Genomic DNA, 24,224 nt, shown 5'->3' with positions numbered 1-24,224 from the left:
CCGATTCCATCCCGGGTTCCGATCGCTTTCCGCGACTCTGGGACCATGGACGGTATGCGTATCGCTGATCACGTCGTGGACCTGGTGGGCAACACCCCGTTGGTCAAGCTCAACTCGGTGACCAAACCCGGCTCGGGCCTGGTCGCAGCAAAGATCGAGTACCTCAATCCGGGCGGCAGTAGCAAGGACCGCATCGCCGTGCGGATGGTGGAGGCAGCCGAAGAGTCCGGGGCGCTCAAACCCGGCGGCACGATCGTCGAACCCACCTCCGGCAACACCGGTGTCGGTCTGGCGCTGGTGGCACAGCAGCGGGGCTACAAGTGCGTGTTCGTGTGCCCCGACAAGGTCGGCGAGGACAAGCGCAACGTCCTGCGTGCCTACGGCGCCGAGGTGGTCGTGTGCCCGACCGCGGTGCCGCCGGAGCATCCCGACAGCTACTACAGCGTCTCGGATCGCCTCGTCGACGAGATCGACGGCGCCTGGAAGCCCGACCAGTACTCGAACCCGGCCGGTCCGCAGAGTCACTACGAGACCACCGGCCCAGAGATCTGGGCCGACACCGAGGGCAAGGTCACCCATTTCGTCGCCGGCGTCGGCACCGGTGGCACCATCACCGGCACCGGCCGCTACCTCAAGGAGGTCTCGGGCGGGAAGGTGAAGGTCGTCGGCGTCGACCCGGAGGGATCGGTGTACTCGGGCGGCACGGGTCGTCCGTACCTGGTCGAGGGAGTCGGCGAGGACTTCTGGCCGACCGCATACGATCCGTCGATCCCGGACGAGATCATCGCGGTGTCCGACGCCGACTCGTTCGACATGACCCGGCGTCTCGCACGCGAGGAAGGCCTCCTGGTCGGTGGCTCGTGTGGGATGGCGGTCGTCGCCGCCCTGCAGGTCGCCGAGCGTGAGGGCCCCGACGCCGTGGTCGTGGTGCTGCTGCCCGACGGCGGCCGCGGCTATCTGGCGAAGATCTTCAACGACGAGTGGATGAGCAGCTACGGATTCCTCCGCAGCCCGCTGGACGGCAAGGCAAAGGAGTCCCTCGTCGGCGACGTGCTGCGCGGCAAGACCGGCGCCCTGCCCGACCTGGTGCACACCCACCCGCAGGAGACCCTGCGCGACGCCATCGAGATCCTGCGTGAATACGGCGTGTCCCAGATGCCGGTCGTCGGTGCCGAACCGCCGGTGATGGCCGGTGAGGTGGCCGGTGCGGTGACCGAACGTGATCTGCTCAGCGCGGTGTTCGAGGGACGCGCGAGCCTGGCCGATCCGGTCTCGGCACACATGGGGGACCCGTTCCCACTCATCGGTTCCGGTGAGCCGCTGTCGGCGGCCACGAAGGCTCTGTCGGAGTCCGACGCCCTGATGGTGGTCGAGGACGGCAAGCCCATCGGTGTGATCACCCGCCACGACCTGCTGTCCTTTGTCTCCAGTCACCCGATCGTCGGATAGGAACACACCGTGAGTGAGAAGCAGAGTTCTGCCGATTCGTCCCGCTGGCAAGGCTTTTCGACCCAGGCAATCCACGCCGGGTACGAGCCGGATCCGCGGACCGGGGCGGTCAACGTCCCGATCTATGCCAGCTCGACCTTCGCCCAGGACGGAGTCGGCAACCTGCGCGACGGTTTCGAGTACGCCCGGACCGGCAACCCGACCCGCCGGGTACTCGAGGCCAACCTGGCGGCCTTGGAGAAGGGCACCTACGGACGGGGGTTCGCGTCGGGCATGGCCGCCACCGACGCTCTGCTGCGCGCTTCGCTGCGTCCCGGTGACCACCTGGTGATCCCCAACGACGCCTACGGCGGTACGTTCCGGCTCATCGACAAGGTGTTCTCGCAGTGGGGTATCACCTACTCGCCCGCGCCGGTGTCCGACGTCGACGCCGTGCGCGCGGCGATCACCCAGGCCACCAAGCTCGTCTGGATCGAGACACCGACCAATCCGCTGCTCAACGTCGGCGACATCGAGGCGATCGCCGCGGTGGCCCACGAGGCGGGCGCAAAACTGGTGGTGGACAACACTTTTGCCTCGCCGTACCTGCAGCAGCCGATCACGCTCGGAGCTGATGTCGTCCTGCATTCCACGACGAAGTATCTCGGTGGCCACTCCGACGTCGTCGGGGGAGCGCTCGTCACCAACAGCGAGGAACTCGACGAGGCGGTGGCGTTTCTGCAGAACGGTGCCGGCGCGGTGCCCGGGCCGTTCGACGCTTATCTGACGATGCGTGGCATCAAGACGCTCGCCGTACGCATGGACCGGCACTGCGACAACGCCGAGAAGGTCGTCGACTTCCTGTCGGGGCACCCGAAGATCGACAGTGTGCTCTATCCCGGCCTGGCCGAACATCCCGGCCACGACGTCGCGGGTAAGCAGATGCGTCGGTTCGGTGGAATGGTGTCGGTGCGGGTGAAGGGCGGACAGGCTGCCGCACAGGAGTTCTGCGCCCGGACCGAGGTGTTCACCCTCGCCGAGTCGCTGGGCGGTATCGAGTCGCTCATCGAACACCCCGGTGCGATGACCCACGCATCGACGGCCGGTTCGCTGCTCGAGGTGCCGGCCGACCTGGTGCGGCTGTCGGTCGGGATCGAGGACATCGCCGATCTCCTCGGTGATCTCGAGAACGCGCTCGGCTGACGGATAACCGCGTCGAACCGGGGGCCTGACCACCTCTGTGGTGAGGCCCCCGGGGACTCGGCGGCGTCAGACGTTCGCCACCAAGAGCAGGTTCGACGTCGTTGTCGCGGCGACTCTCACCGACTCCAGTCCCGCAGCACGGAAGGTGTCGAGCAACCGAGCGGGTCCCGCCTGCGCTCCCAATGAGGTACCACCGTCGGCGACGGCATGCGGGACGCAGAGGTATGAGCTGCCCGAATAGAAGAGCAGCGCCAAAGGGTTGGCGAGATTGTCGGCCAGGTCGTCGTGCGCGAACGGCTCGACAGCGATCACCTCGCCACCGGCGTTCATCATCGATCGTGCATGCACGAGCGCATCGACGGGTTCGCCGAAGTCGTGCAGTGCGTCGAAGAAGAACGCGACGTCGTAGTTCCCGCGGTAGGTCTGCGCGTCGGCGACCTCGAATCGGACTCGATCGGAGACGCCGGCCGCATCGGCGGCCGCCCGCGCCTGGACGATCGACTCCTCGTGGGAGTCGACGCCGACGAATGTCGAGTTCGGATATGCCTCTGCGAGCAGGATGGTGGGGACGCCGAGGCCGCATCCGACGTCGAGGACGCGAACTCCGACTCGGAGTCGATCCTCGAGCCCGTCGATGGACGGTACCCACTCCGTCAGCAGAGAAGCTCGGTAGATGGTTCCGTAGAAACGCTGGACGCCGGTGAACAGGCGCGAGTCGTGCGCATCCCAGGCCACGCCTTCGCCCGTCGTGTATGCGTGGGCGAGTTGATCGACGGATGCCCACACCGAGGCCGCGACCTCGAAGCCCGCCACGATGGCGGCCGGACTGGTCTCCTCGGCCAATACCATCGCATGCTCTGCAGGGAGTCGAAATGTCTCGGTGGTCGGGTCGTAGGTGACATAGCCGGCGGCCGCCTGCGCGCACAGCCATTCCTCGACGTAACGCGGCGCCGCGCCCGCGCGCTCGGCGAGATCGTCGATGGTTGCCTCGCCGATCCCGGCAAGGGCGGCCCAGAGTCCGAGTCGATCCCCCAGATAGACGCTGATGCTGTGATACGCGTGGGTGAGGTCGGTGCTCACCTTCCCGGCGAACGCCTCGACCGCCGCGAGATCCAGCGCAGATGAGGTAGTGGTCATGATGTCGCTACTTCCTTTCGGTGACACTCGTTCGGTGTCTCGGTCGAGCGTGATCTGCTTCGCCGTCCCGGTACTGTCACCGAGACCTCGTGACGTCGGCTCACCGGTGAGACCGATGACAGGGCGGTGACAGCGGCGTTGTCCACCATCAGGGCATGACAGCGACACAACCGGCAGCAACGTCCGATGACCTCACGCTCGACCTCCGGCGGCTCGGCACCGTGTTGTCGATCTGGGCGCACCCCGACGACGAGACCTATCTCGCCGGTGGTGTGATGGCAGCGCTGCGCGATCGCGGGCAGCGTGTTGTCTGCGTGACCGCGAGCCGCGGCGAGTCTGCCGACGATCTGGCCACGCCAGAGGAACGCGTCGAACTCGCGGCCGTGCGCTCTCACGAACTGTCGGCGGCTCTCGCCACACTTGGTGTCGACGAGCATCACTGGCTCAACGTGCCGGATGGGAAGATGGACCGCTTCGATTCGTCGGGTCCGATCGAGCGGATCGTCGACCTGCTCGATGATGTTGCGCCCGATACCGTCTTGACGTTCGGACCGGATGGGGTCACCGGCCACCCCGATCATCGGGCGGTCAACCGGTGGGTGCACGGGGCGATCGACGTCTCCGGGGTTTCCCCCGTCATCCTGCATCCGGTTGCGTCCGGGCGCGCCATCGAGGTCGAGCTCGCGCAGGAGTTCGACATGTGGATGCTCGGCGGACCACGGCAATGCCGCGTCGACAAGGTGGTGCTACGGGTGGACCTGTGTGGCGAGGCTCTGGACCGCAAGGTCAGTGCACTGCTGCAACAGCGGTCCCAGACCGCGGAGTTGGCCGAGGCAGTCGGCCTGGACCGATATCGAGCGTGGGTCTCGGTCGAGACCTACGCTTATCCGGGGCACACGTTGCAGTGAGGTCGGGTCGGTCACAGGATGCGCGATCAACGAGAGAGTCGGGATGACACCGCCCCGATGGTGCGGGTGGGTGTGTTGGGTCCCCTCCAGTTGTGCGTTGACGGCATCGAGGTCACGGTGCCGGGGAGGCGGCGGCGGACGCTGCTGGCCCTGCTCGCGATGGCCGGCCGCGACGGGATGGGGATCGACCGGCTCATCGACGCTCTGTGGGCCGGCGGTCCACCCGAGGATCCCGCTGCGGCGCTGCACAATCAGGTCTCGCGTCTGCGTCGTCAGCTGGGCGGTCACGCTGCACAGTTGCAGCTACGACCAGCGGGATACACGCTGCTCCTGGCGTCGGACGCGGTAGACGCTGCCATCGCGCGTCGACTGGTCACCGCGGCGACTGCGCCGATGGTGCCCGCCGAACGCCTCGCGTTGATCACCAGGGCTCGTCGCCTGTGGCGCGGGGACGCGCTTGCCGAGTTCGCCGGCGTTCTCGAACTCGAAGCGGAGAGATGTTCACTCGCCGAACTCCGTCTGCGCATGGACGACCTCTATCTTGACGGGCTGATCAGCACGCGTTCGGCCGATGCGACGGCCGTCGCCGCCAGCGTGGTGGCGGCCGCGCCACTGCGCGAGAGCAGCACGCGTTTGTTGATGCGTGCGCTCGCCGGCGACGGCCGTCCGGTCGAGGCCATGGCCGCCGGGCAGCGCTTCCGGGCTCGCCTGGCCGACGAGACCGGCTTGGACCCTAGTCCGGCCCTGGCCGAACTGGAAGCCCAGGTGGCCGCGGGGGCGGCGCTTCCCGCGGACGAAGATCGCGCAGCAGGTCCGACGGAGGTCGGTCGGCCCGGCCGACGCCCGACCCGTCCGACCCGTCCGACGGGGCCGCTCGTGGGCCGCGACCGCGAGCGCGCCGAGGTCCGTCGCATCCTCACCGAGCAGAGGCTCCTGACGTTGACCGGGCTGGGCGGGGTCGGAAAGACCAGACTTGCACTGGACATCGCGTCCGATCCGACTGTGCTGTCCGACCATTCAGTTCACGTGGTGGATCTTGCGGCGGTCAGCCGTCCGGAACGGGTCGGGCAGGCGGTGGCATCGGCGCTGCATCTGGAGATCGACCCGGACTGTTCGAGCGACGTGATCGCGGAGGCATTGCCACCCGAGCCGATGCTTCTCGTGCTCGACAACTGCGAGCATCTCGTCGAACCGTGTCGCGAACTGTGCGGGGCCATCGACCGATCCGCGTCCCAGGTGCGCATCCTCGCGACTTCGCGGGTGGTGCTCGGGTCGGTGGCCGAGTACGTGGTGCGGCTGCAACCGTTGCAGACTCCACGCCAGAACATCGATTTCGACTCGGCGTTGCGGCAGCCGGCGATCCGTGCCTTCGTCGAACACGCGCGTCGACGAGTCCCGGATTATCATGTCGCCGAATCCGAACTGTCGTCGTTGCTCGAGGTGCTCGGTCGGATCGACGGTCTGCCGCTGGGCATCGAGCTCGCCGCTCGCCAGGCCGCGGTGATGCCGATCTCAGACGTGGCGCGCAGGCTGGATGGCGCACTGGATCTGGCGACCGGGCGGGGGGTCGACGACCGTCGTCAGCAGAGTCTGCGTGTGAGCCTGGACATCTCGTTGGATCTCCTCGCCGATGGTGACCGCGAACTGCTCGCTGCGATCGCACCGTTTCCCGCCGGGGTCGACCTGCGCACTTTCGAGGCCGTCGCTGCGGCTCTCGAGCATCCGGTCGATCCGATGGAGTCCCTGCACCGGCTGGTCGAGAGTTCGCTGGTGACCCTCGACAACACGGACGGGCGGTATCGGCTTCTCTACATCGTGCGACAGTACCTGCTGGAGCGACTCGACTCGGTGGGAGGCCGCAGGGCGGCGGAGGCCCGTTTCGTCGATCGGTGTGTCGTGATGGCACGCGAGGTCGGGGAACAGTGGCTTGGGCCGTCGGAGTCCCAGGCCGATCGCCGGTTGCGCGCCGAGCTTGATAACCTCAGAGCGGCAAGAGATTTCGCGCTACTTGAATCCGACATCGATGTCCTCGTGCAACTTACGGCATCACTCGGGCTCTTCGCCATATGGCGCAACATCAGGGAACTGTGGTCGTGGGCTGTCGAGCTCGCCGATGATCCGGACCTGGTCGGGCATCCCGGGCACGTCAAGGTCCTTTCCGCAGCCGCTGAGGCGGCGCGCCTGATCGGTGAGTTCGACCTTGCGGTCGACCTGGCCACGCGTGCGATCCGAGTGCACGGCGACAACGCGGGTGGGAGCGTGGTGGCCCAGGCGCATGCCGCGATCGGCGCTGTCGCGCATTTCCGCGGTCAGTACCGCCTCGCCGCCGAGCACTGGATGCGCAGCGCGACCGAAGATCCGAGAATCGGCTCGGCCTATGTCGCCTCCGCGGCTCTGTCGTCGTCGTACGACGGCGACCACGCGCGCGCGGCCACGTTGCTCGCGGATGCTCGAGCACGGCTCGGTGCGTCCGCCGGGCCCTCGCAGTACGCATTCCTCGATTACGTGCAGGGCGAACTCGTCGCCGCCCGAGATCCGTCCACCGCCCTCGCTCTGTACCGACGCGCGGTCCATACCGCGGAAACGGTCGGTGCGAGCTTCGTGGCCGGTATCGCGCGAGTCGGTGTCGCGGCATCGGTGGCCAGAGTCGGTGACCGGCCCACAGCGGCAGGGGCGTTCGCGTATCTGTTCGGCGTATGGCGGGAGTCCGGGCAACTCACACAACTGTGGACCACCGCGCGCAATGCCGCCGACCTGCTCGAATCGGCGGGCCGCGGGCAGACCGCCCTGCTTCTCCTCGCCTGCGCCGGCCGCGATCCTGCCGCCCCGCTCGGCGAACCTTCGGCGACAGGTGACGATGTGTCGGTGACCGACGTGGACCAGGCCGTCGCGGTGATGGGAACGGAGGCGGTGCTCGACCGCGCGGCCGCGGAACTTCGCGATATCGCTGCGGACACGACACTCGATGAGATGTGAGTGCGCTTCTGCACGCATCTGTACGACCCGACGCGGATACTCGGATCATGATGCTGAACTCGGCTGCGATCGAAGACGCCACCAACGCGCTGTCCGGCGTGATGCGCCGCACCCCGATGGTCGCGTCCCGGGTGCTGTCCGAACGCATCGGCTGCGATGTCTGGCTCAAGTGCGAGAACCTGCAGCGCACCGGGTCGTTCAAGCCGAGGGGCGCGTACTTGCGGATCTCGCGGCTGAGCGCAGAGGAACGCGCCCGCGGTGTCGTCGCGGCCAGCGCCGGCAACCATGCGCAGGGCGTCGCGTGGTCGGCGAAGGAGCTGGGTATCTCGGCGCGGGTCTACATGCCCACCGGCGCTTCTCTGCCGAAGGTTGCTGCGACGAAATCCTATGGTGCCGAGGTGATCCTGGAAGGATCGACCGTCGACGAGGCGTTGGTCTCCGCGAAGCGGTACGCCGACGAGACCGGCGCGGTGTTGATTCATCCGTTCGACCACCCCGACATCGTCGCCGGGCAGGCGACCGTCGGCGTGGAGATCCTCACCCAGATGCCTGATGTCGATGCGATCGTCGTACCGACCGGCGGCGGCGGGCTGCTGGCCGGGATCGCCGCCGCGGTCAAGGCCCGGCGGCCCGAGGTCACCATCGTCGGGGTGCAGGCGGCACAGGCGGCCGCGTGGCCGGGTTCGCTGGCCGAAGGACATCCGGTGGCCCTACCGTCGATGAACACCATGGCGGACGGGATCGCGGTCGCCAAGCCCGGCGATGTCCCCTTCGCGCACGTCAGCGAGCTGGTGGACTCGATCGTCACGGTCAGCGAAGAGGCGATCAGTACTGCCCTGCTCCTGATGCTGGAACGGGCCAAGCTCGTGGTCGAGCCGGCCGGGGCCGCCGGTGTCGCCGCGGTGGCAGCCGGTGATCTCGAGTTGTCCGGCAAGGTGTGCGTCGTGGTGTCGGGCGGCAACATCGACCCGCTGCTGCTGAGTCATGTGACGACCCACGGGCTCACCGCCGCGGGACGGTTCCTGACCGTGACGGCGACCGTATCGGATCGTCCGGGCGGCCTGATCGCCGTACTCGAGCTGCTGCGCGACAACGGAGCCAGTGTCGTCGACGTCGTCCACTCTCGCGTCGCCGACGATCTGTATCTCGACGAGGTGGCGGTGACGGTCAGTGTCGAGACCCGCGGACCCGAGCACCAACGCGAGGTGCGCCGCGCGTTGTCGGAGGCGGGCTTCCTGCGGGAGTAGCGTCGAGAGAACCCCGATTCGCGCCGACGGAACCCCGAATCGCGCCGACGGAGGGGATCGGGTCGTTGCTGGTGCGACGCGGGGTGGGGTGAGCTGATGGCCGCCGCTGAAATCCGCCCTCGAGCGGGCCGACGTCGGCGATGCGCCGACAGCACCCCGCTGACGGGTGGTTTTCCGTTGGAGGCGTTCGGCTCTGCGGTCTGTGCGGGACCGATGATCGATCGATGACCGGCCGCGACACGCCCGAATCGCGCCGAGAGAACCACGCCTCGGATCGCTCGGCGGCCGCAGGGGCCCTCGTGGCGCGAAACCGGTTCCGTCGCCCTGCTCAGGTCTGTGGCGACAGCTTCGCGAAATGCCGGATCGTGTCCGTTTCGACGGTCTTGAACACGGTTGCGGCTGTCGGACCGGAGAACGCGGTGACCGCTTTCGCCGACGTCGACAACTCCATGGCGAACGACCAGACGAGCCGGCAGCCGACGTCGGCGGGCTGTACCTCGGTCAACTCGCCGAACCTCTTCAGGCCCGGCGTGTTCGCCGACACCGCGTGGAAGGCATTGCGATAGTTGCCCGTCGCCGCATCCTCGTCCCACACGAAGAAGGTTTCGGACACATTGGCGAAACCCGGGCCGAGTGTTGCCTGTCGCATGGTGCCGACACCGTACGGCGGATCAGAGGTGAACTCGATGGATTTGATTGCGCGACACCAGTCGAGCGTGTTCTGCCGGGTGAGCTCGGCCCATGCCCGCTGCGGTGTCACCGGCAGATTCACATCCATGCGATACGTCACCGGTGCGGTGTCGAAGAAGCCGAGGTCGATGGACTCGAGAGCGTAGCTGCGCGCCATGCGTTCATTCATACACGTCCGCATCGGATCGGCGAGGTCGTCTGGCGCTAATCTGGCGGAGTGTCTGCGTCCGCCAGCGTTACGGTGATCGGGTTGCTGGGACCCGTTGCCGTCGGCGAGGGCCGTGGCGAGCCGGATGAACTGGTTCCCGTGCCCGGCATCCGCGCGCGTCGGTTGCTCGTATCACTCGCTCTGGCCGACGGTCGTACCCGGTCCGCGGAGCGACTCATCGACGACGTCTGGGGTGAGGAACCGCCCCGGTCCCCGATGTCGGCATTGCACACCCAGATCTCGCGGCTTCGTCCGCTCGTCGGCCCCGGCCGGTTGGAAGGAGTGGCCAACGGCTACCGCCTCGTCGGCTGCCGAACCGACATCGAGATCGTCGCCGACCTGATCGACGGACCCGACGTCGACGGACTGGACCGGGCGGCGCGGTGGTGGCGCGGCATTCCCGGGGACGATCTCGGTGACGACGGCGATCACGGTCTCGACCTCGACGTGCGCGGCCGCGCGGACCGGCTGCGTGACACGCTCGACCAACGTCGCGTCGGTGCGGCACTCGCATCGGGGGACTTCACCACCGCCCGTGTGATCGCCGACAAGCGATGCCGTGCAGACCCGTTGGACGAATCGGCGCACGTGGACCTGATGCGCGCGTACGCGGGCGAAGGGCGCGTCGCGGAGGCGCTGGCGGTGTTCGCACGTCTGCGACGCTCCCTGTCCGAACAGCTCGGTGCCGATCCGGGCCCGCAGACGATCGCTCTCAACGCCGAACTGCTCTCGGCTCGATCGATTCCGGCCGACACGACGCACCGACGGACCGACGAGCCACCGGGGAGACCCAAGCGCGGCCGGACCGTCGGACTGATGGTCGAGGCCTCCGACCTCATCGGCCGCGATGACGACATCGCGGCGATCGTCGCGCTCTTCGACAGCCATCGCCTCGTCACCATCCAGGGAACGGGTGGAATCGGGAAGACCAGGGTGGCCCATCGTGTCGGCGACGAGTTCGCCTCGGCCGGCCGGCCGGTCTTCTACGTACCGCTCGCACCGATCCGCAACGACGACGACGTCGTCGGGGCGGTGGCGGCGGCACTCGGTGTGGGCGAGACCGACATCGGTGGCGGTGGCCGTCCGAGACTGGCCGTCGGTGATCTCGCCGACCGGCTCGTCGATGCGGTGCGCGGACAGCACGCGGTGATCATCCTCGACAACTGCGAACAGGTCATCGAAAGGTGTGCGCAGGTCGCCGCCGATCTGCTGGCCGCCGAACCGCAGTTGTCGATCCTCACCACGAGCCGATCACCACTGCTGCTCGCCGCCGAACGGATCTATCTGCTTCCGGTTCTCGACGTGGGGGTGGGGGGAGCGGCGGTCGAGTTGTTCGAGCGTCGGGCGCGCGCCATCCGGCCCGACGCCCGGATGGTGCGTGAGGAGGTTGCCACTCTGTGTCGCCACCTCGACGGCCTGCCGCTGGCGATCGAGCTGGCCGCGGCGCGCATCCGCACGATGACCGTGGCCGAGATCTCCGCGCGACTGCGGGAGAGGTTTGCGCTGTTACGTGGCACGGACCGGACGGCACCCGATCGGCATCGAACTCTCTATGCGGTCATCGAGTGGAGCTGGGACCTGCTGACGCCGGATGCGCAGGCCGCGATGCGGCGACTGTGTCGTTTCCCGGCCGGATTCACCGCCGACGCCGCGGCCGCGGTGGTGGGTCAGCAGGGTTTGCTCCTCGACGATGTCCTCGAGGCCTTGGTGAACCAATCGCTGCTGACCGTCGTCGAGACGGAGACGCACATCCGCTATCGAATGCTGGAAATGGTCCGCGAGTTCGGTGAAGGGAAACTGGTCGGCGCCGATGGTGGCGAATCCGAAGTCGGCGAGTCCGATGCGGTGGATCGCGCGATGGCGCGGTGGGCGCGCGACTTCGCCGACACCGCGGTGGCGCGGTACGGACTCGCCGTCGACGACCGGCTCTTCGCCTGGATCGCCGCCGACGTCGACAATCTCGTCTGGGTGCTGCGCCGCTGTGTCGCCGGGGCGGCGGAGCCCCGACATCCGGAGGCCGTCGACACGATCATCTCGGTGTTCCCCGTGCTCGCCGGGTTCTGGATGGCCCGCGGACTGCACGGTGAGGTGATGTCGTGGGGGTCGCGCCTGCTGAGTGCGCTGCCGAAACCGCCGACCGATCTCGACGACGCGATGCGTCGGCGCTGGCAATTCACCGTGCTCGCCTGCATGGCCCACCTGATCCTGCGCAAGGAACTCCGCGGCGTGGCCACCGGGCGGTTCTACATCAGGCGGCTCCATCGACCCGATCAGACCTACGTCGAGCCGACCGATCTCATCTCCGCGTGTGCGCTGAGTCAGAGTCCGCTGGCGGCGATGCGCTTCGTCGCCCGCGGCGCACGCGTGGCCGATGAGCAGGTGCGCACCGCGGCACTGTCGATCCGCATGAATGCGCGGGAGAACTTCGGGAACCTCGACCACGCACTGTCCGACGGTCTCGCGCTCAGCGAGATCGCGAGCAGGCAGCACAACACGTGGATGTCGGCGATGACACAGGTGACCATCGGCAGTCTCTACGGTCAGCAGGGGCGATGGCAGACGGCGGTCGGCTACTACCGCAAGGGTATCGAGAATCTGAGGAGGCTCGGCGCGCGCGACGACGAGCTGCAGACCAGGGGCTACCTGGTCGCCACGCTCGTGGCGCTCGGGCGGCTCGACGAGGCCGCAAGGGAACTCGACGTGGTCGCCGACGGCTGGGAGCCGGGTGATCCCGACCCGCAGGGCAACCCCGAGGTCATCGGGGCGATGATGATCAGCTACGCCGAACTGGAGTTCGCGCGCGGCCGAGTCGAACGGTCGGCGGAGTTGTTCTGGCGGGCAGCGCGTCTCATCAAGACCGATCATCCGTTGGGCGCCCAGGACCCGGGGATGGTCATGCTCGTCAGCACATCGGTTGCCGGGCTGGTCCGGGTCGGCGCGACCGAGCGGGCGAGCGAGTTCATCGCACTGCTGGCAACCGGGATCAACGAGACGTTCGGAGCGATCGGTTGGCACGATCAGCCACAGGCGGGATCGATGGCGATGGCCGCGGGATATCTGCTCTGCGAGTCGGATTCGGATGGGACCGACGGTCCGCGTCTGTTGGCGGTGTCCCGGCGGCTCGGCGCGCGACAGGATTACCCGGCCCTGCATTTCGTGTATTCGAACATGGCCGAGATCTCCGGACTCTCACCCACACAGTGGGAATCGCTGATGGCACAGACACAGACGATGTCGCGGCGCCAGGCGGTGGACGAAGTCCGGACCCTCCTGGCGCCGCGACGCGCCGTGCGGTGACCCCGGGCGCGGTCACGCGCCCGTCGACACCGTCACATCATGTGTTCCGCATGTAGGCACGCACGGCCAGCGGCGCAAAGATCGCGGTGATCACCGCAGCGCCGACGAGGGCCCAGAGCACGTGGATGCCGGCGTGACCGGTACCCGTCAGTTCGCGGACCGCGGTCACGATATGGCTGACCGGGTTGATCTTCACGAAGGCCTGCAGCCAGCCTGGCATCGTGTCGACCGGGACGAACGCGTTGGACATGAAGGTGAGCGGGAACAAGATCAGCATCGAGACACCCTGGACCGCTGAAGCTTTGCTCATCAGGCAGCCCATGAGGGCGAAGATCCACGAGACCGCGAAGCTGCACACGATGATCAGAGCGGCGGCGCCGATCGTGCCCCAGGCGTCCGGTCGCCACCCCATGATCAGGCCCATCACGATGGTCAGTGTGGTGGCGATGAAGTAGCGGATCATATCCGCGAGCAAAGCTCCGGCGAGCGGACTGATCCGTGCGATCGGCAGCGACCGGAAGCGGTCGAAGACACCTTTGTCCATGTCTTCGCGCAACTGGGTGCCGGTGACGATGGACGTTGTGATCACGGTCTGCACCATGATGCCCGGGATGATCACCGGCAGGTACGCCGACACATTGCCGCTGATGGCGCCACCGAAGATGTAGGTGAACATCAGGGTGAAGATGATCGGCTGGATCGTGACGTCGAAGAGCTGTTCGGGGTTGTGCCGGATCTTCAGGATGCCGCGGTAGGCCATCGAGAAGGACTGGCGGATGGTCTCGGTCAGGCTGACCGACGTCTTCGCCTCCGGCCGAGCCGATTTCGTGGTGATGGCGGACGCGGGCGCGCCGCGGTCGATGGTGGTGGTCATCACGCCGCCTCCTCTTCTGCTGCCGGCTTGCCGGTGATGGTCAGGAACACCTCGTCGAGGCTGGGTTTCTGCACGTTGATCTCGTCGATGGTGATGTCGTGCTCGCGCAACGCGATCAGGACATCCGGGACCAGGTCGGGCTTGTGGAGACCGACCGTCACGCGGGCGGCTTCCGGGCTGAGTGTCGCGGTCTCACCGAGCACGGCTTCGACGATCTCGCAGACCCTCGGTGCCTTCGTGCGGTCGACCGGGACGAGTTGCAGGGTGCTCGAGCCGACCGACTGCTTGAGTTCGTCGCCGGTGCCGTCGGCGATCACCACACCGTGGTCGATGACGGCGATCCGGTCGGCGAGCTGGTCGGCCTCATCGAGGTACTGGGTGGTCAGCAGGACCGTCGATCCCTGCTTGACCAGATTGCGGATGGTGTTCCACATCTGGGCGCGGGTGCGCGGATCGAGACCGGTCGTCGGCTCGTCGAGGAACAGCAGCGGGGGAGTGTCGATCAAGCTGGCGGCGAGGTCGAGACGCCGGCGCATACCGCCGGAGAAGTTCTTCAGCGGACGGTTGGCGGCCTCGGTCAGGGAGAACTCCTCGAGCAGTTCGTCGGCCCGGGCCCGCGCGGCAGGCCGGGAGATGCCCAGCAATCGTGCGAACAGGACCAGATTCTGTGACGCCGTCAGGTCCTCGTCGACCGAGGCGTATTGCCCGGTGACCCCGACCAGGGAACGCACGGCAACGGAGTCCTCGACGACGTCATAGCCGAAGACCTTCGCTTCGCCGGCATCCGGCCGCAACAGGGTGGCGAGCATGCTCACCGTGGTCGTCTTCCCGGCCCCGTTCGGGCCGAGCACGCCGTACACCGAGCCCGTCGGGACGGCCAGATCCACGCCGTTGACGGCGCGGGTCGATCCGAAATGTTTGACCAGCCCGTGCGCTTCGATCGCCAGGCCGGTCGAGATGGTGGTTGTCATGCCGATGACCATGCCCGGCGCTGCTGTCGTGGGCCTTGCAGCCACTTGCGTGGTGGTTACGGCAGTCCGACGACCGCTGACATCGACTGGCGCACGCGCTCACTCCGGTAGGCGATGAAGGCGAGCCCGAACAAGAGCATCGGGATCAGCAGGTAGCCGAATCGGCCGACCGGGGCGAGCAGGAAGAAGCAGGTGAAACCGACCCCGGCGAAGGTGGCTGCGGACGCGAAGGTGCTGGGCGGTCGCCGGATTACGGACACCGCCAGCAAGACCGCGCAGGTGGCCAGGAGAACCATGTCGGCGTTGTGCCCCGCCGGACCGAAGGATGCCAGCAGGACGCCCGGCATCGGGCTGCGCGCCGGTGTCGGGACGGCGCCGTGACCGGTGGGGAACTCGAGGACCTGGGCGATCGTGTCGGAGATCGAGAGCATGGCGGGCAGGATGAAGATCGCCGACGCGGCGGCGAAGACGACGACGAATCGTGCGGTGACGGCCCGGCCGTACCGGGTGATCAGCAACGCGATGACGATCGGGATGCACAGCAGCGCGACCCATTTGATGGCGAATGCGGCGGCCAGACACGCCGCGCCGAGTGCGGGACGTCGGGTCGCCGCCAGCGCGAGTCCGAGCAGCAGGAACCCGGCGAGAGGGAGATCCACGCCACTGGCACACATTTCCAGGGCGATGGTCGGGGACGCGATCATCAGGACGGCCACATGAGCCGACCATCGGGAATGCGCTTTGAGCAGCCGAATGGATCCCGCGATGCCACCGATGGCGATGGCCGCACACCAGATCCGTGGATCACCGACGACGTCCCAGGCACTCTCCGGATCGATACCGGCCTTGCTCAGCAGCGCGCCCGGGAGACCGAAGACGGCCATCATCGGCAGATACGGGTTGATGTCGGTGACCGACGAGGCGTGGTGTACATACGGAATCCCGCTGGACAACAGCAGATCACCGGATCGGGAGATCACCCCGACCTCGTCCTGAATCTGATGGTGTCCGGTCAGAAGTGTGACAAAGGGCACGATCAGCGCACCGGTCACGGCTGCGATACGCGCCAGTCGAGCACGTCGAGCATGCGCGGGCAGCGGCGTCACCGAGATCGCCGCGGCCAGGCAATAGCCGATGGCTGCCGAATGTGCCCAGGCGATGTGGGCGTCCAGACCTGAAAGCGCGAACAGGACATAGGCTCCCGCACCGAACGCCAGATACGTGACCGCCTCGAGTCGGTGGCGTCCGAGACGCCGAAGAACCGGTACATGCTGTGCACGGATTCCTGTATCGGTTGCGCTCTCGCCGGCCGCGGTGCCGTCCGGCACCACCCCGTGGCGCGTAATGTTCTCGACCACGTGAACCCCCAGGGTCTACTCTGGAGTAACTCTTAGTTGTACATATCAACCACTGTTGTTGGTTGCATGTTAACCGGCGGGGAGGCGATGGCCACAACGGCGCAGGAGGAAGCGCGCACTCAGGAGTGGGTGGCGGCCCAGAGGTGGCTGCGCCTTCGGCTCTGGCTCTCGCGCGTCGGCGGATACCTGGCACAACCGCGGTGGTGGCTGGAGATCGCCCTCGTGTGGGGGATCTACCAGGCCTACACCTACGTTCGGAATCTCGGTGGGAAGGACGTCGAACCGGCCTTCGCCAACGGCACGGCCATCACCGATATCGAGAAGACGCTACACATCGAGATCGAACCGGCGGTCAATCAATGGGTGCACGAGCACCCATTCGTCGCCGATCTTTGTGCGCTGCACTATCACACGCTGCACTGGTGGGTGACGATCGGAGCCGCGGTGTGGCTGTACTGGACGAATCGACCGGGATATCGTCGCGCGTCGCTGGTCTTGGCGCTCACCACGCTGATCGCCCTCGCGGGCTTCTATCTGATCCCGACCGCGCCGCCACGGATGTACCCGGGCTACGTCGACATCATGGCGCAGACCTCGACCTGGGGATGGTGGGAGTCATCCGGATCGCCGGGGCCGGAGTCGATGACCAACCAATTTGCCGCGATGCCGTCGCTGCACTGCGGATGGGCGATCTGGGCGGGACTGGCGATCGCCATCTATGCCCGCCGGACCTGGGTGCGGGTGCTCGGCGTGATCTACCCGATGACCACAGTTTTCGTCGTCGTCGGCACGGCCAACCACTATCTGCTCGACATCGTGGCGATCATCGCCGTGATCGCGGTCGCGATGGCGATTGTCTACGCGCCGTGGCGTCAGGCGGCAGAGGCGGTGCGTCGCACCGTGGTGCCGTCCGGGAGATCCGCGGCGTAACGGATCACCGCACTGACCTGCCCCAGCCTGCGCTCCACGAGCACGATCGCCTCCGCGAGTTGATCCGGGTCGTCGACGTCGGCGACCAGCGCGACCGTGTGCCCGTTGTTGCCGAGCATGAACGGCACGACGGCGGAGTACTGGCTGCTGACGACACCCAAGGGGATGTCGGCGTGGAACAGCGCGCGGGCGTGGTCGAGGACGGCCGGGTCGTCGTCGAGGACCACCAGTGCAACGGTGGGTGTTGATGTGTTCTTTCTCATGATCCAAGGATGATGCCGCAGGTTGGGGACGATCTTGAGCATGGCTGTGGGTTGCCTGTGGATGCTTCGGAGGGCTGTGGACGAAGATCCTGAGGTGTCGTCGAACCGCTCTAACGTTCGCTGCATGGGACGACGAAACAGGAAACCCGAACAGCTCTGGGCGCCGCAGAACGTGGTGCGCATCAGAGCGGAACTCGCTCGTGGCTACCACAACGCCATCGTGGCGCAGACACGATCCATACATCGGTACGAAACGAATCTGGATCAGATCGCGCCGATCCTCGACGAGGGTGTGCTGCAGGATGTGCGACCTGACCTCCACATGGAATTGGAGGAGGACCAGGAGGCGTGGGCCGATCAACTCACCCGACTGCGCAGTGAGCGGGCGTATGCGAGGATCGCGGCGGCCGTGCTGAGGACTTTCACCCCGATGTGGCTGCCACCCCCGTCGATCTCCGCGGTGCGGTCGACACCGGTCGATCCCCGGGACACCACACAAGCGGCGGGACTCGGAAACGCGGGCTTTGCGCTCTTCTCTGAGCCGGTCGACCGGATCACCGAACGAGTGTGTCTGTTCGACCCGACGCCGACGGCCATCGGGATCGACGGCATTCTGTGGTGGTCACTCGGCGACGATCCGTCGGATGGCAGCAGCGACTCGGACGACGACGTCGCGCCCCTGCGCCCGGAAGCAACGGTCATGCACATTCTGACGCGGAGTCGCTCGACATCACTCATCCCACAGCTCAACCCGTGGTACGAGTCGACACTCACCGATGTGACGTCGATCGTGGTACCCCGTCGGAGCGACGCCACTGTGCCCGAGCAGGAGGAGCTCGGTCCGGTCGTGACCTTCATGCAACGGCTCGGCGCCGCACAGAGATCGGCGGCGCTTCGACTCGACGAGCTCACGTTGCCCCCGGGCAAGCAGAGCTACGAGCGGTCGGGCTGGGAAGCTCTGCCACCGCTGCGCTCGCTCAATGTCATCGCGGCCGCGTGATCGCCTCTCGGACCGGCCCGCCACGCAAAACTCCCACAAACACGCAACGCATCGCGTGTTTGTGGGAGTTGAACGGGTTTCTTGCTGAGATCAGCCGTGATACGGCTCGGCGCTGACCAGCGTCACCTTGACGAGCGCGCCACTGGGCACGCTGTACTCGCGGGTCTCGCCGACCTTGGCGTCGATCAATGCGGCGCCCAGCGGAGAGCTCGGCGAGTAGGTCTCGATGGACCCGCCCTTCGCGCTCTCTTCGCGGGTCGCGATCAGGAAGGTCTCGGTGTCGCTCTCGTCACCGTCGTAATAGACCTTGACCACCGAACCGGGCAGTGCCACGCCCGACTGGGTCGGGGCCTCACCGACCTTGGCATTGTTCAGCAGCTCCTGGAGCTGGCGGATGCGCGCTTCCTGCTGGCCCTGCTCTTCGCGGGCTGCGTGGTAGCCGCCGTTCTCCTTGAGGTCGCCTTCTTCGCGACGCTCGTTGATCTCCGCAGCAATGACCGGTCGGTTGGCGATCAGCGAGTCCAGTTCGCCCTTGAGGCGGTCATGCGACTCCTGCGTCAGCCACGTCACCTGTGTGTCGGTCATCGGTTACTCCTTTGTGTCGTCCGCGCCCACGCGCAGTCTTCACCTGGGCATATGGACTGCTCTAAATGCAGCAACACGACCCCTCGCGGAGCCGTGTATCAAACGAGGATACCAGCCGCTGAGAGCTAAAGCACATCCGATCGTTGTTCGGCAACCTCTCGGAGTGCCTCCTGGTAGGTGGGCTCACGCTTTTTCAGCCGGCCCACGACCAGATACGTCACCGGCATGATGATGATCTCCACCAACGTCTTCCACACGAATCCGACTGCGGTGTAGTTGATGAAATCACCCCAGGTGGAAATGCCCAGGGCAGACGCTGCAATCGAACAGAAGACCAGGGTGTCGGCGAACTCGCCGACCACGGTCGATCCGATCAGGCGAGCCCACAGACGTCGCTCGCCGGCGCGCTCCTTCATCTTGACCAGTACGAACGAATTCAGGAACTCGCCGGCGAGGTATCCCGCAAGGCCTGCCAACAGGAACTGGGGCACCACCCCGGCCACCGTTCGGAAGGCCTCCTGGCCCTCGTAGAACTCGGCGGCCGGCAATTCGATGGTCAGCCAGAAGCAGATCGAGGCGATCAACAGCACGACGAATCCGGCGAGGATCGCACGGCGCATCGCCCGGAAGCCGTAGACCTCGCTGATCACGTCGCCGAGTACATAGGCCAGCGGGAACAGGTAGAACGCACCGTCGGTGACGAGTCCGTCCATCTGGATGGGCCCCAGCGAGACGTGTAGCCAGTTCTCGAACAGGGTCACGCCCTTGGTGCCGGTGATGTTGCTGATCAGCATCACGCCGACGAACAGTGCGATCAGATACGCGTAGTTCGGGCTGGACACGGTCGCGAAGACCGCTCGATCACGGACCTTCTGCGTCACGGTGTCGAGGTGGTCAGATAGGCGGGGACGTCCGTGGTGCAGCCGAAGACCTCGCCGATGACCGGTGGCTTCGAGGTCGCCACCTCGGTGCGCATCCCGACCTGGGTCTGGGTGCCGCCGGGGATGAGGATCTCGCGCCGGCCCGTCTCGTCGCCATCCAGCGACCGTCCGCGAACGACACAGGCCACGGTCTTCGCCGGGTCACTTCGGGTGACCGTGAACTGCACCGCAACGGTCGACGGATTGAGGATCTCGTAGCCCGTTGCCTCGCCGGAGACATCCGGTGTGGCGAACTTCGTGTAGCCCAGCCAGGCGATCCCGATTCCGGCCACGACGACCAGCACCGACATCGCGATGAACCAGCCGCGGCGGCTCGACGCGGACTGGGTGCTCGGATACGTGGCCCGGGGTCCGCTTCGGGGCTGATCGGTGGCTTCGCTGTGCGGCCGATCGTCACCGTTGCCGGTGCCCCCGACTGAACTGTTCACGCGTCAATACCTACCATGGGAGGAGTATCGATCCGAAGGTGAGGAAGCGTGACCGAATCTCACACTGGTGGACCCCACGCCGGTCTTCGTCTGATGGCGGTGCATGCCCACCCGGACGACGAGTCGAGCAAGGGTGCCGCGACGACCGCCAAATACGCGGCAGAAGGCCATCATGTGCTTGTTGTCACGCTCACCGGGGGTGAGCGCGGAGACATACTGAATCCCGCGATGGATCGTCCCGGCATCAAGGAGCGGATGAGCGAGGTCCGCAAGGAGGAGATGGCCGCCGCCGCGGCCGCGCTCGGCGTGGACCAGATGTGGCTCGGCTTCGTCGACTCGGGTCTTCCCGAAGGCGACCCCCTCCCGCCCGTCCCGGAGGGTTCGTTCGCCGCAATCGACATCGAGGGGCCGATCGAAGCGCTCGTCCGCGTCGTTCGCCAGTTCCGGCCGCACGTGATGGTGACCTATGACGAGCGCGGAGGCTATCCCCACCCGGACCACATCCGCGATCACGAGGTCTCGATCGCCGCATTCGAGCGAGCCGGCGATCCCGACGCCTACCCGGGAACCGGCGAACCGTGGTCGGTGTCGAAGCTGTATTACACGCACGGATTCATCCGCGACCGGATGATGTTGTTCTCGGACGAGTTCGAGCGAAACGGGCAGGAGAGCCCGTTCAAGGAGTGGCTGAGCAAGTGGGACCCGAGCCGCGGGGACCTCATGGGCCGGGTGACCACCCAGGTCGAGTGTGCGAAGTACTTCCCGAATCGCGACGACGCCTTGCGTGCGCACGCGACCCAGATCGATCCGAACGGGGTGTTCTTCGCCGTTCCGCTCGAGTGGCAGCAGCGACTGTGGCCGACGGAGGAGTTCGAACTCGCGCAGACGCGTGTGAAGACATCGATTCCGGAAACCGATCTGTTCGCCGGAATTGAGGAACCATGAACCCGATGAACCTGGCCGCCGGCCTCCAGATACTCGCCGCGCAGGAGCCCGAGGGGCCGGAGTTCGGCAAGGCGTCGCCGCTGGGTCTGCTCATCATCATCGTGTTGCTGGTGGCGACGGCGTTCCTGATCCGGTCGATGAACAAGCGGTTGAAGAAACTGCCCAAGAACTTCGACACCGATCATCCGCAAGCGGATCAGGAGTTCGACGACGGTACCGACACCGTCGACCCCGAAGACGACGCCACCGCCGAAGCCACTGATGAGGTGCAGGCCGATGAACGAAAGTCCGCCGGGACCTGACCGAGCCGCGCGCGGTGCGCAGAGCCGTGCCCGCAACATGCTCGGCGATTCGACGAGTCCCTACCTGCGTCAACATGCCGACAATCCGGTGCACTGGCAGGAATGGGGAGCGGCCGCGATGGCGGATGCCGCGCGCCGCGATGTCCCGATCCTGCTGTCGGTCGGCTATGCCGCCTGCCACTGGTGCCATGTCATGGCCCACGAATCGTTCTCCGACGATGCCACCGCGGCACAGATGAACCGCGACTTCGTCTGCGTGAAGGTCGACCGCGAGGAACGACCGGACATCGACTCCATCTACATGAATGCGACCGTCGCGATGACGGGCCAGGGCGGTTGGCCGATGACGTGTTTCCTGACACCCACCGGGCAACCGTTCTACTGCGGAACCTACTTTCCGTCCGCACCGCGCGGCGGCATGCCGTCATTCGCCCAGATAATGACCGCGGTGACCGAGGCCTTTGTGCACCGCCGCGAGGAGATCGATGCGATGGGAATCCAGGTGCGCGAGCATGTGGAGGCCAACGCAGCCGCGCTGCCGAAGGCCGACGTGCCGGTCGACGCTCGGTTGCTCGCACACGCGGTCTCGACGGCCCTCGGCGACGAGGACCGCGAGGCCGGAGGCTTCGGAGGCGCTCCCAAGTTCCCGCCGTCGGCATTGCTCGAGGCGCTTATCCGGTCCTCCGAACACACCGGCGACTCGCAGGGTCTGGACGCCGCGGTCCGGACCGGTGCGGCGATGGCCCGTGGCGGCATCTACGACCAACTCGCCGGTGGCTTCGCGCGCTATTCGGTCGACAACGACTGGGTGGTACCGCATTTCGAGAAGATGCTGTACGACAACGCACAGCTGTTGCGGGTCTACGCGCATCTCGCACGACGGACCGGGGATCGTCTGGCGCATCGGATCACCGAGGAGACCGTCGAATTCCTGCGCCGTGACCTGCTGACGGCCGGAGGGTTCGCATCCTCGCTGGATGCCGACGCCGCCGGCGTCGAAGGCTCGACCTACGTGTGGACTCCCACCGAACTCGCCGACGTTCTCGGGGTAGACGACGGACGCTGGGCGGCAGGCCTTTTCGGAGTCACCGACGGTGGGACCTTCGAGCACGGCTCGTCGACTCTGCAATTGCCCACCGATCCCGATGACCTGGGCCGATTCGACGCGGTGCGAAGCACGTTGCTCGCGGCGCGGGCACGCCGCCCGCAACCCGCTCGCGACGACAAGGTGGTCACCGGCTGGAACGCGATGACCGTCACCGCACTGGTCGAGGCGGGCGTTGGTCTCTCGCGCCCGGAGTGGATCCGACTCGGCGCGTGGTGCGCGCGGGAGCTCGTCGACCATCACATCGTCGATGGGCGACTGCGCCGCTCCTCGCTGGGCGGCTCGGTCGGACTCGCCGCGGCAGCGCTCGACGATCATGCAGCCCTCGTCACTGCACTGTTGACGTTGCACCAGGCGACCGGCGACACCAGGTGGCGGGACGAGGCCCTGGCGCTCCTCGACTCCGCCATCGACCTGTTCGCCGATCCCGTGGAGGCCGGTGCCTGGTACGACGCCGCCGATGGCGAGTTGATCACTCGCCCGCGCGATCCCGTCGACGGAGCCACGCCGTCGGGTGCCTCGCTGATGGCCGAGGCGCTGCTGGGTGCCTCCGCATTGGCCCGATTCGGCCCGGCGACGCGCTATGCCGAACTGCTCGACCACACGCTCGACCGCTGCGCGGTGCTGCTCGCAAAAGTGCCGCGGTCGGCGGGGCATTGGATGTCCGTGGCGTTCGCACGGGTGTCGGGTCCGCTGCAGATCGCGATCGCCCAGGAGCCGGGAAGTTCGGGGGAACTGGCCGGCCGAGCGTTCGCCGTCGCACCGGGCGGGACGATCGTGGTTGCCGGGAAAAGGGATTCGCTACCGCTCCTGGACGGACGCGGCCCGGTCGACGGCGCAGACGCCGCCTACGTCTGTCGCGGTACGGTGTGCGCGTTGCCGGTCACCGACGGTGACGCACTCGCCGCACAGCTCGGCTGATCATGGACTCGTGGCCGGCTTTTCGCCTTCGCGACGGGCGCGCCTCTGATGCATTGGCGGTGAGCAGATTACGGGCGACGGTCGCATCGGAAGGGCGGTGGCTGCTCACCGAGCCGCCCGTGGACATCGAGAAACTGGCCGACGAGTTCCGTGCGATGGCATCCGTGGAGACCGCTCATGTCGTCATCGCCGTCGACGAGAACGACACCGTCATCGGCAGCGCCGGGATGACCGACAGATCACCTGGCCCGGTGGAGTTCGGCATGCAGGTCGATCCCCGATTTCGCCGGCGCGGGGTGGGGGCGGCCCTGCTCGACGAGGTCGTCCGCTGGAGCCGAGATCGCGGATCGCACAAGGTGATGCTCGAGGTCTGGCCACACAACGATCCCGCGATCGCGCTGTACCGATCGCGAGGATTCGTGCGGGAGGGATTGCTCCGGCAGCAGTACCGGCGCCGTGACGGAGAGCTCTGGGATGCGGTCGTGATGGGTCTCCTACTCCGGTAGT

At 66.8% G+C, this 24,224-nt stretch carries 21 protein-coding genes; 12 read left to right on the top strand and 9 right to left on the bottom strand.

Annotated features, from left to right (window positions below; translation table 11 throughout):
* The first annotated feature begins 54 nt into the window (after positions 1-54).
* Both AC4AMJ_RS15580 and AC4AMJ_RS15575 read left to right on the top strand, forming a co-directional pair.
* Complete coding sequence (locus AC4AMJ_RS15580) at positions 55-1,449, top strand: cystathionine beta-synthase (protein WP_489900238.1); 1,395 nt, start codon at positions 55-57, stop codon at positions 1,447-1,449.
* 9 nt (positions 1,450-1,458) lie between these two features.
* A complete protein-coding gene (locus tag AC4AMJ_RS15575) occupies positions 1,459-2,631 on the top strand; it encodes a cystathionine gamma-synthase (protein WP_489913153.1) in 1,173 nt (390 codons plus the stop codon).
* Positions 2,632-2,697: 66 nt separating this feature from the next.
* Here AC4AMJ_RS15575 and AC4AMJ_RS15570 read toward each other — a convergent pair whose 3' ends face one another.
* Positions 2,698-3,768, bottom strand: a complete 1,071-nt coding sequence (locus AC4AMJ_RS15570; RefSeq protein WP_489913151.1) for a methyltransferase domain-containing protein — start codon at positions 3,766-3,768, stop codon at positions 2,698-2,700.
* Between the two features lie 155 nt (positions 3,769-3,923).
* Between AC4AMJ_RS15570 and AC4AMJ_RS15565 the strand changes: the two genes are divergently transcribed.
* The 3 genes from AC4AMJ_RS15565 to ilvA are packed head-to-tail and all read left to right on the top strand — an operon-like array spanning position 3,924 to position 8,899.
* Positions 3,924-4,676, top strand: coding sequence for a PIG-L deacetylase family protein (locus AC4AMJ_RS15565; protein WP_489900241.1), 753 nt, complete (start codon positions 3,924-3,926; stop codon positions 4,674-4,676).
* Between the two features lie 18 nt (positions 4,677-4,694).
* Entirely contained in the window at positions 4,695-7,652 is a 2,958-nt protein-coding gene (locus AC4AMJ_RS15560) for an ATP-binding protein (protein ID WP_489913149.1), read from the top strand.
* 47 nt (positions 7,653-7,699) lie between these two features.
* Entirely contained in the window at positions 7,700-8,899 is a 1,200-nt protein-coding gene (ilvA, locus tag AC4AMJ_RS15555) for a threonine ammonia-lyase (protein ID WP_489900243.1), read from the top strand.
* 328 nt (positions 8,900-9,227) lie between these two features.
* Here the strand turns inward: ilvA and AC4AMJ_RS15550 are convergent, their stop codons facing one another.
* A complete protein-coding gene (locus AC4AMJ_RS15550) occupies positions 9,228-9,746 on the bottom strand; it encodes an SRPBCC family protein (RefSeq protein WP_489900244.1) in 519 nt (172 codons plus the stop codon).
* 60 nt (positions 9,747-9,806) lie between these two features.
* On the opposite strand from AC4AMJ_RS15550, the gene AC4AMJ_RS15545 reads away from it, so the two are divergent.
* On the top strand, positions 9,807-13,094 hold the full coding sequence (locus AC4AMJ_RS15545) for an AfsR/SARP family transcriptional regulator (protein ID WP_489913147.1): 3,288 nt from the start codon (positions 9,807-9,809) through the stop codon (positions 13,092-13,094).
* Between the two features lie 37 nt (positions 13,095-13,131).
* Here the strand turns inward: AC4AMJ_RS15545 and AC4AMJ_RS15540 are convergent, their stop codons facing one another.
* Genes AC4AMJ_RS15540 through AC4AMJ_RS15530 form a run of 3 tightly spaced genes read right to left on the bottom strand, consistent with a single transcriptional unit; the run spans position 13,132 to position 16,297 of the window.
* Positions 13,132-13,968, bottom strand: coding sequence for an ABC transporter permease (locus AC4AMJ_RS15540; protein WP_489900246.1), 837 nt, complete (start codon positions 13,966-13,968; stop codon positions 13,132-13,134).
* Positions 13,968-14,939, bottom strand: a complete 972-nt coding sequence (locus AC4AMJ_RS15535; protein ID WP_489900247.1) for an ATP-binding cassette domain-containing protein — start codon at positions 14,937-14,939, stop codon at positions 13,968-13,970. Before AC4AMJ_RS15535 ends, AC4AMJ_RS15540 begins: the two co-directional genes overlap by 1 nt.
* A 56-nt stretch (positions 14,940-14,995) precedes the next feature.
* Positions 14,996-16,297: a hypothetical protein gene (locus AC4AMJ_RS15530; protein WP_489900248.1), complete on the bottom strand. Its 1,302-nt coding sequence runs from the start codon at positions 16,295-16,297 to the stop codon at positions 14,996-14,998.
* A gap of 87 nt (positions 16,298-16,384) precedes the next feature.
* Between AC4AMJ_RS15530 and AC4AMJ_RS15525 the strand changes: the two genes are divergently transcribed.
* Positions 16,385-17,227 carry a phosphatase PAP2 family protein gene (locus tag AC4AMJ_RS15525; protein ID WP_489900250.1) on the top strand — a complete coding sequence of 281 codons (843 nt, stop codon included), beginning with the start codon at positions 16,385-16,387 and terminating at the stop codon, positions 17,225-17,227.
* Here AC4AMJ_RS15525 and AC4AMJ_RS15520 read toward each other — a convergent pair.
* Complete coding sequence (locus AC4AMJ_RS15520; RefSeq protein ID WP_489900251.1) at positions 17,170-17,490, bottom strand: hypothetical protein; 321 nt, start codon at positions 17,488-17,490, stop codon at positions 17,170-17,172. The two genes, AC4AMJ_RS15525 and AC4AMJ_RS15520, sit on opposite strands and share 58 nt — an antisense overlap.
* A gap of 124 nt (positions 17,491-17,614) precedes the next feature.
* Here AC4AMJ_RS15520 and AC4AMJ_RS15515 point away from each other — a divergent pair, with 124 nt between their 5' ends.
* On the top strand, positions 17,615-18,490 hold the full coding sequence (locus AC4AMJ_RS15515; RefSeq protein ID WP_489900252.1) for a hypothetical protein: 876 nt from the start codon (positions 17,615-17,617) through the stop codon (positions 18,488-18,490).
* Between the two features lie 90 nt (positions 18,491-18,580).
* Here the strand turns inward: AC4AMJ_RS15515 and greA are convergent, their stop codons facing one another.
* From greA to AC4AMJ_RS15500, 3 genes are all read right to left on the bottom strand, one after another.
* Entirely contained in the window at positions 18,581-19,075 is a 495-nt protein-coding gene (gene greA / locus AC4AMJ_RS15510) for a transcription elongation factor GreA (protein ID WP_489900253.1), read from the bottom strand.
* Between the two features lie 125 nt (positions 19,076-19,200).
* A complete protein-coding gene (locus AC4AMJ_RS15505; RefSeq protein ID WP_489913145.1) occupies positions 19,201-19,956 on the bottom strand; it encodes a queuosine precursor transporter in 756 nt (251 codons plus the stop codon).
* Positions 19,953-20,444, bottom strand: coding sequence for a DUF4307 domain-containing protein (locus AC4AMJ_RS15500; RefSeq protein WP_489900255.1), 492 nt, complete (start codon positions 20,442-20,444; stop codon positions 19,953-19,955). The genes AC4AMJ_RS15505 and AC4AMJ_RS15500 overlap by 4 nt, the downstream gene beginning before the upstream one ends.
* A 48-nt stretch (positions 20,445-20,492) precedes the next feature.
* Here AC4AMJ_RS15500 and mca point away from each other — a divergent pair, with 48 nt between their 5' ends.
* The 4 genes from mca to AC4AMJ_RS15480 are packed head-to-tail and all read left to right on the top strand — an operon-like array spanning position 20,493 to position 24,223.
* Positions 20,493-21,389: a mycothiol conjugate amidase Mca gene (gene mca, locus AC4AMJ_RS15495; protein WP_489900256.1), complete on the top strand. Its 897-nt coding sequence runs from the start codon at positions 20,493-20,495 to the stop codon at positions 21,387-21,389.
* A complete protein-coding gene (locus tag AC4AMJ_RS15490) occupies positions 21,386-21,691 on the top strand; it encodes a hypothetical protein (RefSeq protein WP_489900257.1) in 306 nt (101 codons plus the stop codon). Before mca ends, AC4AMJ_RS15490 begins: the two co-directional genes overlap by 4 nt.
* Before the next feature lie 37 nt (positions 21,692-21,728).
* Entirely contained in the window at positions 21,729-23,717 is a 1,989-nt protein-coding gene (locus tag AC4AMJ_RS15485) for a thioredoxin domain-containing protein (RefSeq protein ID WP_489900803.1), read from the top strand.
* Between the two features lie 2 nt (positions 23,718-23,719).
* Positions 23,720-24,223: a GNAT family N-acetyltransferase gene (locus AC4AMJ_RS15480; RefSeq protein WP_489913143.1), complete on the top strand. Its 504-nt coding sequence runs from the start codon at positions 23,720-23,722 to the stop codon at positions 24,221-24,223.
* Position 24,224 lies beyond the last annotated feature (1 nt).

Source organism: Gordonia sp. LMA484 (genome assembly GCF_058129505.1).
This window is presented reverse-complemented; position numbering and strand designations above follow the sequence as displayed.

What these genes read in the sequence shown, in the direction of transcription:
- AC4AMJ_RS15580 (WP_489900238.1), top strand. Translation starts at nt 55, where the DNA reads ATGCGTATCGCTGATCACGTCGTGGACCTGGTGGGCAACACCCCGTTG.
- AC4AMJ_RS15570 (WP_489913151.1), bottom strand. Translation starts at nt 3,768, where the DNA reads ATGACCACTACCTCATCTGCGCTGGATCTCGCGGCGGTCGAGGCGTTC.
- AC4AMJ_RS15565 (WP_489900241.1), top strand. Translation starts at nt 3,924, where the DNA reads ATGACAGCGACACAACCGGCAGCAACGTCCGATGACCTCACGCTCGAC.
- AC4AMJ_RS15560 (WP_489913149.1), top strand. Translation starts at nt 4,695, where the DNA reads ATGCGCGATCAACGAGAGAGTCGGGATGACACCGCCCCGATGGTGCGG.
- ilvA (WP_489900243.1), top strand. Translation starts at nt 7,700, where the DNA reads ATGATGCTGAACTCGGCTGCGATCGAAGACGCCACCAACGCGCTGTCC.
- AC4AMJ_RS15550 (WP_489900244.1), bottom strand. Translation starts at nt 9,746, where the DNA reads ATGGCGCGCAGCTACGCTCTCGAGTCCATCGACCTCGGCTTCTTCGAC.
- AC4AMJ_RS15540 (WP_489900246.1), bottom strand. Translation starts at nt 13,968, where the DNA reads ATGACCACCACCATCGACCGCGGCGCGCCCGCGTCCGCCATCACCACG.
- AC4AMJ_RS15535 (WP_489900247.1), bottom strand. Translation starts at nt 14,939, where the DNA reads ATGACAACCACCATCTCGACCGGCCTGGCGATCGAAGCGCACGGGCTG.
- AC4AMJ_RS15525 (WP_489900250.1), top strand. Translation starts at nt 16,385, where the DNA reads ATGGCCACAACGGCGCAGGAGGAAGCGCGCACTCAGGAGTGGGTGGCG.
- AC4AMJ_RS15520 (WP_489900251.1), bottom strand. Translation starts at nt 17,490, where the DNA reads ATGAGAAAGAACACATCAACACCCACCGTTGCACTGGTGGTCCTCGAC.
- AC4AMJ_RS15515 (WP_489900252.1), top strand. Translation starts at nt 17,615, where the DNA reads ATGGGACGACGAAACAGGAAACCCGAACAGCTCTGGGCGCCGCAGAAC.
- greA (WP_489900253.1), bottom strand. Translation starts at nt 19,075, where the DNA reads ATGACCGACACACAGGTGACGTGGCTGACGCAGGAGTCGCATGACCGC.
- AC4AMJ_RS15490 (WP_489900257.1), top strand. Translation starts at nt 21,386, where the DNA reads ATGAACCCGATGAACCTGGCCGCCGGCCTCCAGATACTCGCCGCGCAG.
- AC4AMJ_RS15485 (WP_489900803.1), top strand. Translation starts at nt 21,729, where the DNA reads ATGCTCGGCGATTCGACGAGTCCCTACCTGCGTCAACATGCCGACAAT.
- AC4AMJ_RS15480 (WP_489913143.1), top strand. Translation starts at nt 23,720, where the DNA reads ATGGACTCGTGGCCGGCTTTTCGCCTTCGCGACGGGCGCGCCTCTGAT.